This window comes from Xanthomonas sp. F14, from assembly GCF_014199865.1.
Genome location: NZ_JACHOM010000006.1, coordinates 47,984 through 62,183, shown reverse-complemented (window position 1 = coordinate 62,183; position 14,200 = coordinate 47,984). Strand labels below are relative to the sequence as shown.

Annotated in this window: 12 protein-coding genes; 3 read left to right on the top strand and 9 right to left on the bottom strand. The window is 65.8% G+C overall.

Annotation, left to right across the window (positions count from 1 at the left end):
* Positions 1–153 precede the first annotated feature (153 nt).
* A complete protein-coding gene (locus GGR73_RS18655; protein WP_184458287.1) occupies positions 154–1,158 on the top strand; it encodes a 2-hydroxyacid dehydrogenase in 1,005 nt (334 codons plus the stop codon).
* A 67-nt stretch (positions 1,159–1,225) separates the two neighbouring features.
* Here GGR73_RS18655 and GGR73_RS18650 read toward each other — a convergent pair whose 3' ends face one another.
* Both GGR73_RS18650 and GGR73_RS18645 read right to left on the bottom strand, forming a co-directional pair.
* Positions 1,226–1,597 (bottom strand): hypothetical protein, encoded by a 372-nt coding sequence (locus GGR73_RS18650; RefSeq protein WP_167764304.1) that lies wholly within the window; start codon positions 1,595–1,597, stop codon positions 1,226–1,228.
* Positions 1,598–1,669: 72 nt separating this feature from the next.
* Positions 1,670–2,092: a hypothetical protein gene (locus tag GGR73_RS18645; RefSeq protein WP_046345117.1), complete on the bottom strand. Its 423-nt coding sequence runs from the start codon at positions 2,090–2,092 to the stop codon at positions 1,670–1,672.
* A gap of 227 nt (positions 2,093–2,319) precedes the next feature.
* Here GGR73_RS18645 and GGR73_RS18640 point away from each other — a divergent pair, with 227 nt between their 5' ends.
* Positions 2,320–2,478, top strand: a complete 159-nt coding sequence (locus GGR73_RS18640; protein WP_046346114.1) for a DUF2256 domain-containing protein — start codon at positions 2,320–2,322, stop codon at positions 2,476–2,478.
* Positions 2,479–2,558: 80 nt separating this feature from the next.
* Here GGR73_RS18640 and GGR73_RS20230 read toward each other — a convergent pair whose 3' ends face one another.
* Complete coding sequence (locus GGR73_RS20230) at positions 2,559–3,581, bottom strand: DNA-binding protein (protein WP_456363008.1); 1,023 nt, start codon at positions 3,579–3,581, stop codon at positions 2,559–2,561.
* Positions 3,582–3,742: 161 nt separating this feature from the next.
* Here GGR73_RS20230 and GGR73_RS18630 point away from each other — a divergent pair, with 161 nt between their 5' ends.
* On the top strand, positions 3,743–4,789 hold the full coding sequence (locus tag GGR73_RS18630) for a Kelch repeat-containing protein (protein WP_184458285.1): 1,047 nt from the start codon (positions 3,743–3,745) through the stop codon (positions 4,787–4,789).
* A gap of 148 nt (positions 4,790–4,937) precedes the next feature.
* Here the strand turns inward: GGR73_RS18630 and GGR73_RS18625 are convergent, their stop codons facing one another.
* From GGR73_RS18625 to GGR73_RS18600, 6 genes are all read right to left on the bottom strand, one after another.
* Positions 4,938–5,975, bottom strand: coding sequence for an SMP-30/gluconolactonase/LRE family protein (locus GGR73_RS18625; RefSeq protein ID WP_184458283.1), 1,038 nt, complete (start codon positions 5,973–5,975; stop codon positions 4,938–4,940).
* A gap of 76 nt (positions 5,976–6,051) precedes the next feature.
* Positions 6,052–7,170 (bottom strand): endo-1,4-beta-xylanase, encoded by a 1,119-nt coding sequence (locus GGR73_RS18620; protein ID WP_456363013.1) that lies wholly within the window; start codon positions 7,168–7,170, stop codon positions 6,052–6,054.
* A gap of 116 nt (positions 7,171–7,286) precedes the next feature.
* On the bottom strand, positions 7,287–9,986 hold the full coding sequence (gene galB, locus GGR73_RS18615; RefSeq protein ID WP_456363007.1) for a beta-galactosidase GalB: 2,700 nt from the start codon (positions 9,984–9,986) through the stop codon (positions 7,287–7,289).
* 163 nt (positions 9,987–10,149) lie between these two features.
* On the bottom strand, positions 10,150–11,571 hold the full coding sequence (uxaC, locus tag GGR73_RS18610) for a glucuronate isomerase (RefSeq protein WP_184458281.1): 1,422 nt from the start codon (positions 11,569–11,571) through the stop codon (positions 10,150–10,152).
* Positions 11,572–11,614: 43 nt separating this feature from the next.
* Positions 11,615–12,601, bottom strand: coding sequence for an endo-1,4-beta-xylanase (locus GGR73_RS18605; RefSeq protein ID WP_184458280.1), 987 nt, complete (start codon positions 12,599–12,601; stop codon positions 11,615–11,617).
* Positions 12,602–12,611: 10 nt separating this feature from the next.
* Positions 12,612–14,120 (bottom strand): MFS transporter, encoded by a 1,509-nt coding sequence (locus tag GGR73_RS18600; protein WP_456363006.1) that lies wholly within the window; start codon positions 14,118–14,120, stop codon positions 12,612–12,614.
* Positions 14,121–14,200 lie beyond the last annotated feature (80 nt).

Genomic DNA, 14,200 nt, shown 5'->3' with positions numbered 1-14,200 from the left:
GTGTTGGTGCGCGACATGCTTAGACTCTATCCGTCAGGCTGACGTCCATGCCGCCGCTTGAGCTAGCCACATCCGCACTGATTGGCGAATGTCAGTGGCAGACACATGGCATCTGATGGGTCACTGTCCTTCCGTATCGATGGAGTTCTCTGCATGAAAATGGCTGTCTTCAGCACGCGCCCTTACGACAGGCGCTTTCTCGATGAAGCGAAACTACGCCCAGGCACGCAATGTGCAGCCGAGTTCGTTTATTTCGAGGCATCGCTCGATCTGCGGACGGCAGCATTGGCGCAGGGCTGCGAGGTGGTCTGCGTGTTCGTCAACGACCAGCTCGACGCGCCCGTGCTGCAGGCACTGCACGCGACCGGTGTGCGCGCGGTGCTGCTGCGCTGCGCCGGTTTCAACAATGTGGATCTTGCTGCGGCCACCGCACTTGGGCTGTTCGTGGCACGCGTGCCGGCCTACTCGCCCGAAGCGGTGGCCGAGCACACCCTGGCGCTGGTCATGACGCTCAACCGCCAGACGCACCGCGCCTACAACCGCGTGCGCGAGGGCAACTTCATGCTTAATGGCCTGCTCGGCCGCACCTTGCACGGCAAGACGGTGGGCCTGATCGGGCTGGGCAAGATCGGGCTGGCGACTGCGCGTATCTTTCGGGGGATGGGCTGCGACGTGCTGGGCTTTGACCCTTATCCCACGCCTGGGTTCGATACGCTCGGGCAGCGGGTCGAGCTGGAGACACTGTTCGCCCGCTCGGACATCGTCTCGCTGCACTGCCCGCTGACACCGGCAACGCAGCACCTGATCGATGACGCGGCGCTGGCGTCGATGAAGCCGGGTGCGATGCTGGTCAACACCTCGCGCGGTGGCTTGGTGGATACCGATGCGGTGATCCGCGCGCTCAAGTCTCGCCAGCTCGGCCATCTGGCCATCGATGTCTACGAACAGGAAAGCGCGTTGTTCTTCCAGGACCGCTCGGGCGAGATCATCGACGACGAAGCGTTTCAGCGCCTGATGACCTTCCCCAATGTGCTGGTGACCGGGCACCAGGGGTTCTTCACCGCAGAGGCATTGCAGGAGATCTCCGACATCACCCTGCGCAACCTTGCCGATTTCGCTGCCGGTTCCCCATGCGCGAATCGTGTTCCGGCACCTTAGCGTCGCTTTCCTCGCTCACCAGCCGCGCAGGTTCGACTCATCGACTCCTCTGTCGTGGTACTCGGGTTCAAGCCGGTACGGCAGTTGCCTGGCGACGCAGCGCACAGATCCGCGTGCAACCAACCGCGGCGGCCAGCCCCAGCTGACCGGTGTACCAGCTCACCTGCCGCAAGTATCCACCCAGGCGGCAGTTGACTGCATGGCCCAGTGGCCGCACCCGCCTGTGGCCCCGGCGCATGTATGCATCCCGGATCACCGGCGCCACGCCCTGCAGCAGAACCGGGCCCAGCCGGCTTGCCAACAAGTATGCAAACACGTCGATACCCACCATCTCCAGCAGTGGTATGGCCGCTGCAACCCCCGGATTGGATGCGATGCAGGCAATCGCCAGCGTGGTGATGGCAATGACCGCCCTGCGGTTCAAGTTGACCGGCCACATGTCGATGGTCCTGAGCGCTCTCTGGATGTCACGCAGATCTGTGCCATTCAGACACCTTGGCTTGCCTGTCGGTCACGATACCCGGACGCCCTGGCTGCCGCCGGATGTATTGAAGATGCGCGTCAGCACCAGCACGAGCAGGACCACAAAGCTCAACTCCCACACATAGAATGCGGCGCCCACGTGATCGATCATGACTTGCTGGCCAGCCTCGTTCTTGTCGAACCGGGTTGCGCGAAAGGTATCCAACCCGATCAGGCAAGCCGCTACCAACAGGGCCGCCGCCATCTTGTCCGCCTTGAGGAAATAACACAGCCATGCCAACAGGAACACCGGGTTACTCATCCAGGCCAGGCACTGGCCATCGAGCACCTGCATCCAGCCAAACAGCAGGATGACAAATCCACCCAGTTGATCATTACCGCCATGCAGTGCAGGAAGGCACAGCGAAATGCCGTACAGCAGGGCAGATAGCAGAAGTGGAAACAGCTTCATGGGCGTCCTTGTCTGATGATGAGGCGAGTGCATGTCCCCGCGTTAGGGAGGCTCGTTCCATCTCGGCACAAGCCAACCTGCATCACTATAGACACTGCGCGTGCCGCTTTCACGACCACGCTGCCAAGCCCGCCGACGCATCTCGTGGAGCGGCGGAGGCTTCGGCCCAATGCATCGCTATGGCATGCTTGAACCCCTGCCGCACAGCGTCCGACGTCCGCCTTGCCATGGCCGCCCACAAGAAGCAGAACTTGCCGGAAAAGCTCTGCGTTCAATGCAGGCGACCCTTCTGCTGGCGCAAGAAGTGGGAAAAGGTGTGGGACGAGGTGAAGTATTGTTCGGACCAATGCCGCCGAAACAGCAAGCGGCAGCGCCCGGAACAATAGTCTGCCCACGCGCAACCCGTCTCTCCCGTGGCGTCGCGCGTGAGCCGAGCGGGTTCGGCCATTCTGACAGCCGGTTGCGGCTAACGTTTACCAGCTTTTTTCGCAGCACCCGATCCACTCGCCCGCTTGGCAGCGCTGCCTTTACCTGCCACTGCCATGTTGTCCACCAGATTGGGATAGGGGCGGCCTGCTGCCTTGGCGCGTTGTCTGGCCTGTGCCTTCTGCGCCGGGGAAAGCGGACCTGAGCGCGAGCGACTCTTGGGGTTGGGCCTTTTCCATGGCGCAGACGTCTTGCTTGTGCCTTTCTTCGCTGCACCGCGCGTGGAAGCGCTCTTCCCGGCTGCAGTTCGGCGGGCGACCGTCTTGTTTACCGCTTTCTTCGTCGATGCTGCCTTCTTTGCAGGAGATTTCTTGGCCGCAGTCTTCTTGACTGCCTTCTTGACTGCCTTCTTGACTGCCTTCTTGCCGGTCGCCTTGCGGGCACCGGCCGAGGGCGCCGACTTGCGCGTCGCTGCGTTACCGGCGCTCGTTTTCTTGGTCGCGGCCCGTGTTGCCGACGGTTTCCTCGCTGGCGACGTTCCGGTTGCCTTCTTTGCGACCGCCTTCTTTCTCGCGGCCTTCTTCGGGGTGCGCTTGTCCGCGGCACTGGCATGGGCGGCGGCCGTCGTGGTCGCGCTTGCTCGTTTTCCTGCCGGGGTCTTCGCGCTCGCCGCCTCTTCCAGACGCTGGTACAGCCGCGCCGCCCAGCGCTGGCCGGCATCGCCGCCCCAGAGCAGCCAGGCAATGTAGCCGGCCGATGGCGCGCTACGGTCGGCCCAGCCCTTGCCAGTCTTGTCCACGCTGTGGCGCGCGAAGTACGCATGCATGCGCCGGATGGTCTGCGTGGAAAGCGATTTCCGTGCCGAAAGATCGCGCGCACGCGCAACGCCGATTGCGGTGCCACCACGCCCATGCTGCTCGCGCAGCCGCAGTCCGCGTGCCGCCGCGTCGGCAACTGTCTTGGGCGGTGTTGTCGAAGACGCCTGCTTTGCCGGTTTGCGTGCCACACCTTTCTCCTGTCGTATCGCGTTGCCGTAGTGTTCGCATGCGCGGTGCTGCTGCATGTGAAGAACCGGCAACCAGGACTGCCTAGGCAACCTGCCGGGGGACATCACGGCAATGCGCAAGCACGCGCGACCTGGCCCTGGATCAGCCTGCTTGTGCGAGTGGATCATCGCGCGCGTGTCGCTACACTTGCCTGCCCACGCCATCGGAGGAGTGCTGCATGCGCCTGTTGACGAGCTGGTTCCGCGCAAGCCTGTTTGCTGCCGCGGTCGGCACTTTCCCCGCGCTTGGTCAGGCCACCGACAAGGCGGTGCCGGTGGCCACCTCGGCACAATCGAAGCAGGTGGCCTCCTGGCAGACGCTGACCCCGCACAACAAACCGCACGCGCGCCATGAGAACAGCCTGGTGTCGGTCGGCGACAGGCTCTATCTGATCGGAGGGCGCGACGACCGCCCGCTGGACATCTTCGACACCACAACACGCCGTTGGTCCAAAGGCAGCACGCCGCCGCTGGCGGTCAGCCATGCGCAGGCAGTGGTGTCGTCGGGGAAGATCTACGTCGTCGGCGGCCTGACCGGCGACTACCCGGAAGAAGCCGCGCTGACCCACTTGTTGATCTACGACCCTGCCACCGATCGCTGGCAGGCAGGCGCGGAGATTCCCAAAGGCCGTCGCCGCGGCGCGGCAGGCGCGGTGGCGCACGACGGCGTGCTGTACCTGGTCGGCGGCAACACGCGCGGCCATATGAGCGGGTACGTGCCGTGGCTGGATGCGTTCGACACCAGGACGCAGCAATGGACGCAGCTGGCCGACGCACCGCGTGCGCGCGATCACTTCCATGCAGTGGTGCTCGACGGCAAGCTGTACGCGGCCGGTGGCCGCAGGTCATCGCACGAGAGCGGCAACACCTTGGCGCAGACCATTTCCGAAGTCGATGTCTATGACATCCAGCGCGGCACCTGGAGCGTTGCCCCGGCCGCACTGCCGACGCCGCGCGCCGGTGCCGCCGCCATTGCACGCAATGGCCAGCTGCTGGTCATGGGCGGCGAGAGCACGCGCCAGGTGAAGGCGCACGACGAGGTCGAAGCCTACGACCCGGCCACCTCCACCTGGACGCCGCTGGCCGCATTGCCGCGAGGGCGCCATGGCACCCAGGCCGCAGCGGTCGGCGACGCTCTGTACATCGTGGCGGGCAGCGGCAACCGCGGCGGCGGGCCGGAGCTGGATGATGTGCTGGTACTGGGTGAGGCGGAAGCCATTCGGTAAGCGACCTGGCTGCATTCGAGTCGCATCGCGCTGCTGGCTCGGAGAGAATGCGACTTGTCATGCACGGCGATCGGTACAGCTCCATCGCGGCCAGGGCCGCTCCTACAGAGCGGCGACTGCTGTGCTGCGGTTTGGCGGCAAATGGACGCTACGGCGCAAACTCCAAGCCAAGCGCCTTGACCCGCACCCGCGCCAGCATCGCGTGCGAGGTCATGTACAGCGTATGGCCGTCGTTGCCGAAGGTGCAGTTGGAGATGGGCTCGCCGGTTTCGATACGGCCCAGCCTGCGGCCATCGGGGGCGAACACGATGACGCCGCCGGGGCCGGTGGCAAACAGGTGGCCGTCGGCGGAGACCGCCATGCCGTCGGGCAGGCCGGGCGCGTCCTTGGCGACCAGATCGGAGGCGTCGGCGAACACGCGCTTTCCGGTCACTGCACCGGCTGCGTCGAGCGTGTAGGCCATCCAGATCGGGCGCTCCGGATCGGAGTTGGCCACGTACAGGGTGCGCGCATCGGGCGACAGTGCGATGCCGTTGGGAAGGCTGAGACTGTCGTCCAGCAGATGCACGCTGCCGTCGGTGTCCAGCCGGTAGACGCCGTTGTAGCGCAGCTGCTTGACCGGCGAATCGTTCATGCCCTTCAGGCCGTACGGCGGGTCGGTAAAGAACACCACGCCATCGCTACGGCGGACCAGATCGTTGGGGCTGTTGAAACGGTGGCCTTCGAACTGCGTCGCCAGCGGCGTCTTCTTGCGCGTGGCCGGGTCGAGCCTGGCGACGATGCGCGTGCCCGAATCGGCCAGCAACACGGTGCCGCCCGGTTCGGCATACAGCCCATTGGCGCCGGCTTCGCGCAGCGTGGCCTGCTCCGGGCCGCTGTAACCGGATGGCGACAGCAGCACCGACAGGCCTGCGTCCTCGGACCAGCGATAGAGCTTGTTTTCCGGCACATCGGTGAACAGCAGATAGCCACCGTTGCGGACCCAGGCCGGGCCCTCGGACCAGGTGAAGCCTTCGCTGAGCTTCTCGATGCGCGCATCGCCAGCGACCACGTCGCTGAAGCTGCGATCGAAGCTCTGCAGATGCCCGATCGCGGCAAAGCGCGGTGGCGGCACCTCCTTCCTGGTGCAGGCGGCGAGGATTGCCAGCAGCGGAACGGCCAACAGCAGATAGGGCGGCAAGCGCATCGGTCTGTCCAGTAACGAAGTCGGGCCATGATGCCACCATGCGCGTGCAGGCCTGCTGCGCACGCCGGCAGCCGTGCTAGCGCTCGCCAGCGTGCGCGGGTACCGCCAACACCGCATCCAGTGCCGGTTTGGGCTGGTAGTTTCGATCGAACAGCAGCGGATAGTTGGTACGGCCGGGCACGGGGTAATCGTTCTTCCAGGACATGCCATCGCTGACACCCCACACGCTGACGCGCGCGAGCTTGTCGCGCTTGCGCCAGAACAGCGCGAACAACTCGGCGTAGCGATCGCGCAGCTGCGCCTGTACCTGCGGTGGCAAGCCCTCGCGATACGGGTCGAGAAAGCGCTTGAATTCCGGCAGCTGGAACTGCTTGTGCGCAAGCCCGGTCCCGATGACCTGGCCTTCCCTGGTCAGTGGCAACACGTCGATGTCCAGCTCGGTGATCATGACCTTGATGCCGAGCGCGGCGTAGGCATCGATGGCGTCTTCGATATCGCGCAGGCTGGGATAGTTGAGCCCCCAGTGTCCCTGCATGCCGACGCCATCGATGCGGATGCCCGATTGCTGCAGCATCCTGACCATGCGCACGATGCCATCGCGCTTGCTCGGCCGCCATGCGTTGAAATCGTTGTAGTAGAGCTCCGCATCCGGCGCATACCGTTGGGCAAAGGTGAAGGCGTTGCGCACCACGGTGTCGCCATCGCCGACGCGCTGCACCCAGTTGGTATCGCGGTAACGTCCGTCTTCATCGATGATCTCATTGACCACGTCCCAGGCCTGCACCTTGCCGACGTAGCGCCCCGCCACGCGCTCGATGTGCGTGCGCATGCGCTCCAGCTGCGCGTCGGCGCTGTTGGGCTTGCCTTGTGCATCGACGAAGAACCACTCCGGCGTCTGGTTGTGCCAGACCAGGGTATGGCCGACCACGAACATGGCGTGATCGCGCCCATAGGCGACGAAGGCGTCGGCCGCGCCGAAGTCGAACACGCCCGGGCGTGGGGCGACCACTTCGGCCTTCATCACGTTCTCGGCAGTGATGGCATTGAAGTGGCAGGCGACCAGCGCGGCAGAGGCAGCGTCCTTGCCGGAGACGATGTCGGCATTGACGGCGGTGCCGATCAGAAAGCCGTCGGCGTAGGCGTGCTTGAGCGAGGTGCTGCGGGTGTCGCAGTCAGCCAAGGCCGGCACTGCCATCACAGCGCCGATCAGGGCCAGAACAAAACGCAAGCATGCTGCTGGGCGCTCGTGGGTCTGCTGCATCGCCGGATTCCTGTGCAGGTACCGCAGGTAGTGCGTCATCGGGAACTCCATCACTCCACCACCACCTGCGCACTGGCGGCCTGCAAACTGTCGGAGTCCACATGCAGCGTGATGGTGCCACGCGCGCCGGGCTTGGCACGCACGATCGCCAGGCACAACCCGTTGAACGCGTTGCGCTGCGGCGCGGCGAAGGATTCCAGGTTGGTGGGATCGCCGTTGTCGGTGGCGACCAGCTCGCCCGGGCCTTCGATGTGGAAACGCAGGCGGTCGCCGGCGGTCGGCGCAGGGCGTCCATCGCGATCGAGCAAACGCACGGTGACGAAACTCAGATCCTGCCCGTCGCCACGGATGCTGCCGCGGTCGGGCGTCACCTGCATGCGCGCGGCGCTGCCGGCGGTTTGTACGCGGTCGTCGGCCCAGGGTTTGCCTTCCTTGTACGCCTGCACGCGCAGCTCGCCGGGTTGGTAGACCACCGCGTCCCAGCGCAGCCGGTACTGCAGCGGCACCTTGCGCTTGCGCCCCTGCGAGACGCCATTGACGAACAGCTCGGCCTCGTCGCCGGAGGTGAACACATGCACCGACGTGACCTGGCCCTCGCGGCCGGGCCAGGTCCAGTGCGGTAGCAGATGCGCCATCGGCAGATCGGGGCGCCAACGCGATTGATACAGCCAGTAGCGATCCTTGGGAAAACCGGCCAGATCGAAGATGCCGGAGTACGAACTGCGCGAGCTGTAGTACGGCGTGGGCTCGCCCAGATAATCGAAGCCGGTCCAGACGAATTCGCCGGCGACATACCGATGCCGGTCCTGCGCCGCGAACACCTTGTCGGCGCTGGAGCCGAAGTCCACCGCATGCAGTTCGTAGGCGCTGACCTGGTGCGCGACCGAATCGCCGCCGCGCCCATCGCGCACCGGTGCGCTAATGTCTGGCGTCACCGGAAACAGATACACACCGCGGCTGCTCAACGCCGAGGCGGTCTCGCTGCTGAGAATGGGCTTGTGCGGGAACCTGCCATGGAACGCGGGATATTGCGGTTGTTTGCGGATGCGCTCGGTGCCTGCGAATTCCGGCGCGTCGCGGATGCCTTCGCCCTGGTAGTTGAGGCTGATGACATCCAGCGCAGCGGGCAGCGGCATCTCGGGCGAGGCGTAGTTCATCGCCACCGTGGCGGGGCGCGTGGGGTCTTCCTCATGCACGATGGCGTGCAGTGTGCGTGCGATCGCCGCACCCGGCTCGCCGGTGTATTGCTCACCGACTTCGTTACCGACGCTCCACAAAATCACCGAGGGATGATTGCGGTCGCGCCGCAGCATCGCGCGCAGGTCCGGCTCGTGCCACTGCGGGAACACCAGGTGGAAATCCAGCGGAGTCTTCTTCATCTCCCAGCTGTCGAACACCTCGTCCACCACCAGCAGGCCCATGCGATCGGTCAGCTCCAGCAGCTCCGGTGCGGGCGGATTGTGACTCATGCGGATGGCATTGGCGCCCATCTGCTGCAGCAACTGCAGTTGCCGCTCGGCGGCGCGCAGGTTGAACGCCGCACCCAGCGCGCCGAGGTCGTGATGATTGTTCACGCCGCGAATCGGCACATGTTCGCCGTTGACCAGCAAGCCCTTGTCGGCATCGAACACGATGCTGCGGACACCGAACGGTGTTTCGTAGCGATCCACCACGTGCCCGTCCTGACTGACCTCCGTCACTGCGACATAGCGGTGCGGGCACTGGGTCGGCGGCGGGCCCCACAGACGCGGGCGGTCGATCTGCGTGCTGCCCTGCACACGGGCGCTGCCACCGGCGGCAACCGCAACCTGCACGGCGGCAATGCGCGCGACCGGCTCGCCGCTGCGTGTGCCGCGTGCATCGTCGAGCACATAGATGGCGGTGCTGACCTGCGCCTGCACCGCGCTGCGCGCGGCATTGTCCAGCGTGATCGCCAGCTGCACCTGCGCGGTGTCGGCCGACACCTGCGGCGTGGTCAGCTGCGTGCCCCAATGCGCGACATGCAGCGGCGCAGCTTTGGTCAGCCACACATTGCGATACAGCCCGCCGCCCGGATACCAGCGCGCCGAGTCGGGCGGGTTGTCCAGGCGGATCGCCAGCTGGTTGCGCGCACCAAACACCACATAGGGGCTCAGGTCCACGCGCCAGGAGCTGTAGCCATACGGCCAGCCGCCGACCAGCTTGCCGTTGAGCCAGACCGTGGCATAGGCCATCGCACCATCGAGATCCAGAAACAGCGCGCGCCCGCGATCGCTGGCGGGGATGTCCAGGCGCTTGCGATACCAACCCACGCCCCAGCTCGGCAGGCGCCCCATGCCACCGTAGGGACCATCGGCCAGGAACGGCCCGGCGATGGCCCAGTCGTGCGGCAGATCCACGCGCTCCCAGCCGCTGTCGTCGAACTGCGGCTGCACGAAAGCGACGCTGCTGCCGGGGTGGCCGGGCGGGCGTCTGTGCCGCTTCGCGGGATCTGCAATCAAGGCATTGGCCGTGGGCAGGATCCATGGCTTGAGCACGCGGGTTGCGGTGGCATCGAGGCGCTGCGCCTGCTCGGGCTGCGCGTCGGCCACCTTGCCGTCTTCGCTGCGTAGCACGTGCGGGCGGATGTCGTAGTCCAGGATTTGCCGATTGTCTGGAGGATCGCCGCGATGGAAGCGCCACTGCGCGTTGAGCGAGACGCGCTCGCGCGGCAACTGGGTCGGCGCCGGTAGTGCTGCCAGCGCGGGCACTACCAGGCAGATGCAAAGCATCGCGACACGCGCGAGGCGTGCGCAATCCCTGAGCGCGCGCATCACCCTCGCCTGCATGCCCGTGTGCGTCATATCGCGCCTCGCATCGACCATGCATGCAGGCGTGTCCTATCCGCACCGCCTGCACGCGTGCAGGCATCACCACGTGCTGCCTCGCTCAGCCTCACAGCTTGTAGGCTTGCTTGGGCAGGCGATACGCCAGATCGATCGCAACCTCGACCGCCTCGTCCTCGTCCAGCCTGTGCTCGGCGACCAGTTTGGCGAGAAAGGCACTGTCCACGCGCCGCGCCACATCGTGCCGCGCCGGAATCGACAGGAAGGCGCGGGTATCGTCATTGAAACCCACGGTGTTGTAGAAGCCGGCGCTGGCCAGCGTCTGCTCGCGGAAGCGCCACATGCCTTCCGGCGCGTCATGGAACCACCATGCCGGCCCCAGCAGCAACGACGGGTAATGGCCGGCCAGTGGCGCCAGCTCGCGGCTGTAGCTGGTTTCGTCCAGTGTAAACACGATCAGGCGCAGGCGCGGGTCGTTGCCGAACCGGTCCAGCAAGGGTTTGAGCGCGTGCACGTAGTCGGTGCGCATCGGAATATCGGCGCCCTTGTCGCGCCCGAAGGTCTGGAACAACTGCCGGTTGTGATTGCGAAAGCAGCCCGGGTGCAACTGCATCACCAGGCCATCGTCCAGGCTCATCGCCGCCATCTCGGTCAGCACCTGCGCGCGGAACAGCTCGGCCTGCGCCAGTGTGGCGGCACCACGCACCACGGTGTCGAACAGGCGTTGCGCCTCGGCCGGCGACAGATCGGCCGTGGCCGCGCTGGGGTGGCCGTGGTCGGTCGAGGTGGCGCCATGCGCGGCAAAGAAGGCGCGGCGCTGCCGGTGCGCGCGCAGATAGCCTTGCCAGCTCAGCACATCTTCGCCGGTGAGCGCGCCGAACTGCTGCAGCGCAGCGGCAAACTGCTCGTGTTCGGGGTCGACCACCGGGTCCGGGCGGTACGCGGTGAGCACGCGTCCCTTCCAGCCACTGTCGCGAATGGCCGCGTGGTGCTGCAGCGTGTCCAGCGGCGACTCTGTGGTGGCAATCACCTCGATGTTGAAGCGCTCGAACAGGGCACGCGGGCGGAATGCCGGCGTCTGCAGCGCAGCGGTGATGTGGTCGTAGTAATGATCGGCAGTGCCGGCATCCAGGCGGATGCGCAGATCGAACACCTCATGGAAGACATGATTCAACCACAATGCAGAGGGGGTGCCGCGCAGCAACGTGTAGTGCTCGGCGAACACGCGCCACGCTGCGCGCGGGTCCACCGCCGCGCGCGACCCATCCGCACGCGGAATGCCCAAGGCATCCAGTGCGACGCCCTGGCTGTAGAGCATGCGGAACACGTAGTGATCCGGCACCAGCAACAACGCGGTGGCATTGGCGAACGGCGCGTCGGTAGCGAACCACGCCGGGTCGGTATGGCCGTGCGGGCTGATGATCGGCAGTGCGGCGATCTGCGCGTACAGGCGGCGCGCAATCGCACGCGTGCCGGGGTCGGCGGGCAACAGGCGGTCGGCGTGCAGGGTCAGCGGAATGGAGGTAGGCATCAGTCGGTCGCCGAACGGGCAGGAAAAAGGCAGGGCACCGGGATCACCGCGCCGCACCGTGGCTGGCAACGTAATCGCGCAGCCAGATCAGCGCCGGCCGCTCGGTGCCATCGGCGCGAATCAAATAGGCCGCTTCCTTGTCGCGCCACAGGCCGGGACGAAAGCCCCACAGCGTGATGCCGCGCACGCCGGGGTGCTCCCAGAACACCGGGAACACACGTTGGTAGGCGGCCAGCTGCTGCGCATCGGTGGGCCCGTCCAGATCGAACTCGGTGATGTAGATCGGCAAGCCGGTCGCGGCCAGTGCATCGAGATTGTCGCGGTGCACCGACATCGCCACATTTGGGGTGGTTTCGAAGGCATGCTCCTGCACGCCGATCGCATCGACCAGTTGCTCGCGCTGCAGCAACTGCACGATCTGCAGGTACTTCTGCGTGGCCTGGGGGCTGTTGGTGATGCTGTAGTCGTTGATCATCAGCCGCGCACGCGGAAAATGCTGGCGTGCCAGCCGGAACGACTGCAACACCCATTCCCAGCCGCTGGCGCCGTTGCCGCCGAGCGCCTGCAGATAATTGCCGCCGCCGGTGTCGTTTTTGCTGGGCGGGTCGTTGAGCGGCTCGTTGACCACTTCCAGCAGGTCGATATCTGGATAGCGCTGCGCCACCGCGGCAAACCACTGCTCGATCTCGCGGCGTTGCTCGGCCGGCCGCAACGACTTGATCCACTGCGGCTGCTGATTGCCCCATACCATCACGTGCATCTGGAACGGCATGCCGTTGGCCTTGGCCAGCCGGTAAGCAGTATCCAGCCCGCTCCAGTCCATCTGGTCGCGCACCGCCTCCACGCTGCCCCACTTGCCGCTGTTTTCCGGCGTGAGCTTGTTCCAGTACTGCGCAAATCCCGGCGCCTGTTGCGGACTGTAGGCGCTGCCCAGGAACTTGGGCGCGCCGGAAGCCAGCGGTGCGGCCTGCGCAAGCGTTGCGACGTTCACCGCCAACAACAACCCGATTGCCAGTGTGCGTAATTGCATGATGATCCCCTCAGGAAGATGCGTTGGCTGTCGGTGCGGCATCTGCCGGCAGCTGCGCCGGCGCCAAGCGTGGCACCAGCATGTGCACCACCGCCAGCGCCAGCAGATACGCCGAGCCTGCCATCAGAAACACCGGCACATAACTGCCGGTGGCCTGCAGCAGGAACCCGATGAAGGTGGCGATCAGCATGCCACCGACCGCGCCGGCAAAGCCGCCGATGCCGACCACGGTGGCGACCGCGTGGCGTGGAAACATGTCCGACGGCAGCGTGAACAGATTGGCCGACCACCCCTGGTGCGCAGCGGTGGCCAGGCCGATCAAACCAACCGCCAGCCACAGGTTATCGGCGCGTGCGGCGAACACGATCGGCACCACCGAGATTGCGCAGATCAGCATTGCGCTCTTGCGCGCACGGTTGACGCTCCAGCCGCGCGCGATGAAGCGCCCGGCGACCCAGCCGCCGGCAATGCTGCCGATGTCGGCCAGCACGAAGATCACGATCAATGGCGCGCCCAGTTGCAACAGACTCAAGCCGTATTCGGCATGCAGGAACTTGGGCAGCCAGAACAGGAAGAACCACCAGATCGGGTCGGTGATGAACTTGCCCAGCACGAACGCCCAGGCCTGCCGGTGCCGCAGCACCTGCAACCACGACAGCCGCCGTTGCACCGGCTCGTGCGCATCGCTGCGGATATGCGCCAGCTCTGCCGCCGACAGGCCGGGTTGCTGCTCGGGCGGGTGATAGCTGAGCCACCACACCAGCAGCCAGGTGGCGCTGAGCACGCCGGTGAACAGGAATGCCGCCTGCCAGCCCCAGGCGGTGGCGATCAGCGGCACCAGCAACGGCGCCACGATCGCACCGATGTTGGAGCCGGAATTGAAGATGCCGGTGGCCAGCGCACGCTCGCGTCGCGGGAACCATTCGGCCACGGTCTTGAGCGCGGCGGGAAAGTTGCCCGACTCGCCCAGCCCCAGGAAGAAGCGCGCAATCGCAAAGCCCACCACGCTGGTGGCCAGCGCATGGCCCATCGCCGCCAGACTCCAGATGCCGATCGCCAGCGCGTAACCGACGCGCGTGCCGAAGCGGTCGATCACCGCACCGCTGCACAACAGGCCCAGCGCGTAGGCGGCCTGGAACGCGGTGACGATATAGCCATACTGGATTTCGTTCCAGCCGATCTGCGTCTGCAGAAACGGCGCCAGCACGCCCAGCACCTGGCGGTCGACATAGTTGATGGTGGTGGCGGCAAGCAGCAGTGCGCAGACGCGCCAACGCATGCGGCCCAGGCGCGCCAGCGTGCCGGCAGGTGCAGCCGCTTGCGGCAACTCGCTCATGCGCGCGGGCGCCATAGCGCTGCTGGACGCAGCCTGCGATGGGCTGTCGCGCAACGGCCACTGCAATGCGCTGCCACATGTCGCGTGTGGCCCGGCCTCTGGCTGCCGCGTTCTTTGGTTCGATTCATCGAGCACTGCACCTGCACGAAGGTGGCCTTGCGCCACGGGTGATAGCGCTACCATTACCACGCTGCCGGGCAAAAACCATCGCGCAGTGCAACACGCCAGTGCGCCATATGCGGCCGGCACCAATCCGATCAGCG

What these genes read in the sequence shown, in the direction of transcription:
- GGR73_RS18605 (WP_184458280.1), bottom strand. Translation starts at nt 12,601, where the DNA reads ATGCAATTACGCACACTGGCAATCGGGTTGTTGTTGGCGGTGAACGTC.
- GGR73_RS18645 (WP_046345117.1), bottom strand. Translation starts at nt 2,092, where the DNA reads ATGAAGCTGTTTCCACTTCTGCTATCTGCCCTGCTGTACGGCATTTCG.
- GGR73_RS18650 (WP_167764304.1), bottom strand. Translation starts at nt 1,597, where the DNA reads ATGTGGCCGGTCAACTTGAACCGCAGGGCGGTCATTGCCATCACCACG.
- galB (WP_456363007.1), bottom strand. Translation starts at nt 9,986, where the DNA reads ATGCTTTGCATCTGCCTGGTAGTGCCCGCGCTGGCAGCACTACCGGCG.
- GGR73_RS18625 (WP_184458283.1), bottom strand. Translation starts at nt 5,975, where the DNA reads ATGCGCTTGCCGCCCTATCTGCTGTTGGCCGTTCCGCTGCTGGCAATC.
- GGR73_RS18630 (WP_184458285.1), top strand. Translation starts at nt 3,743, where the DNA reads ATGCGCCTGTTGACGAGCTGGTTCCGCGCAAGCCTGTTTGCTGCCGCG.
- GGR73_RS18640 (WP_046346114.1), top strand. Translation starts at nt 2,320, where the DNA reads ATGGCCGCCCACAAGAAGCAGAACTTGCCGGAAAAGCTCTGCGTTCAA.
- GGR73_RS18600 (WP_456363006.1), bottom strand. Translation starts at nt 14,120, where the DNA reads ATGGTAGCGCTATCACCCGTGGCGCAAGGCCACCTTCGTGCAGGTGCA.
- GGR73_RS18655 (WP_184458287.1), top strand. Translation starts at nt 154, where the DNA reads ATGAAAATGGCTGTCTTCAGCACGCGCCCTTACGACAGGCGCTTTCTC.
- uxaC (WP_184458281.1), bottom strand. Translation starts at nt 11,571, where the DNA reads ATGCCTACCTCCATTCCGCTGACCCTGCACGCCGACCGCCTGTTGCCC.
- GGR73_RS20230 (WP_456363008.1), bottom strand. Translation starts at nt 3,581, where the DNA reads ATGCAGCAGCACCGCGCATGCGAACACTACGGCAACGCGATACGACAG.
- GGR73_RS18620 (WP_456363013.1), bottom strand. Translation starts at nt 7,170, where the DNA reads ATGGCAGTGCCGGCCTTGGCTGACTGCGACACCCGCAGCACCTCGCTC.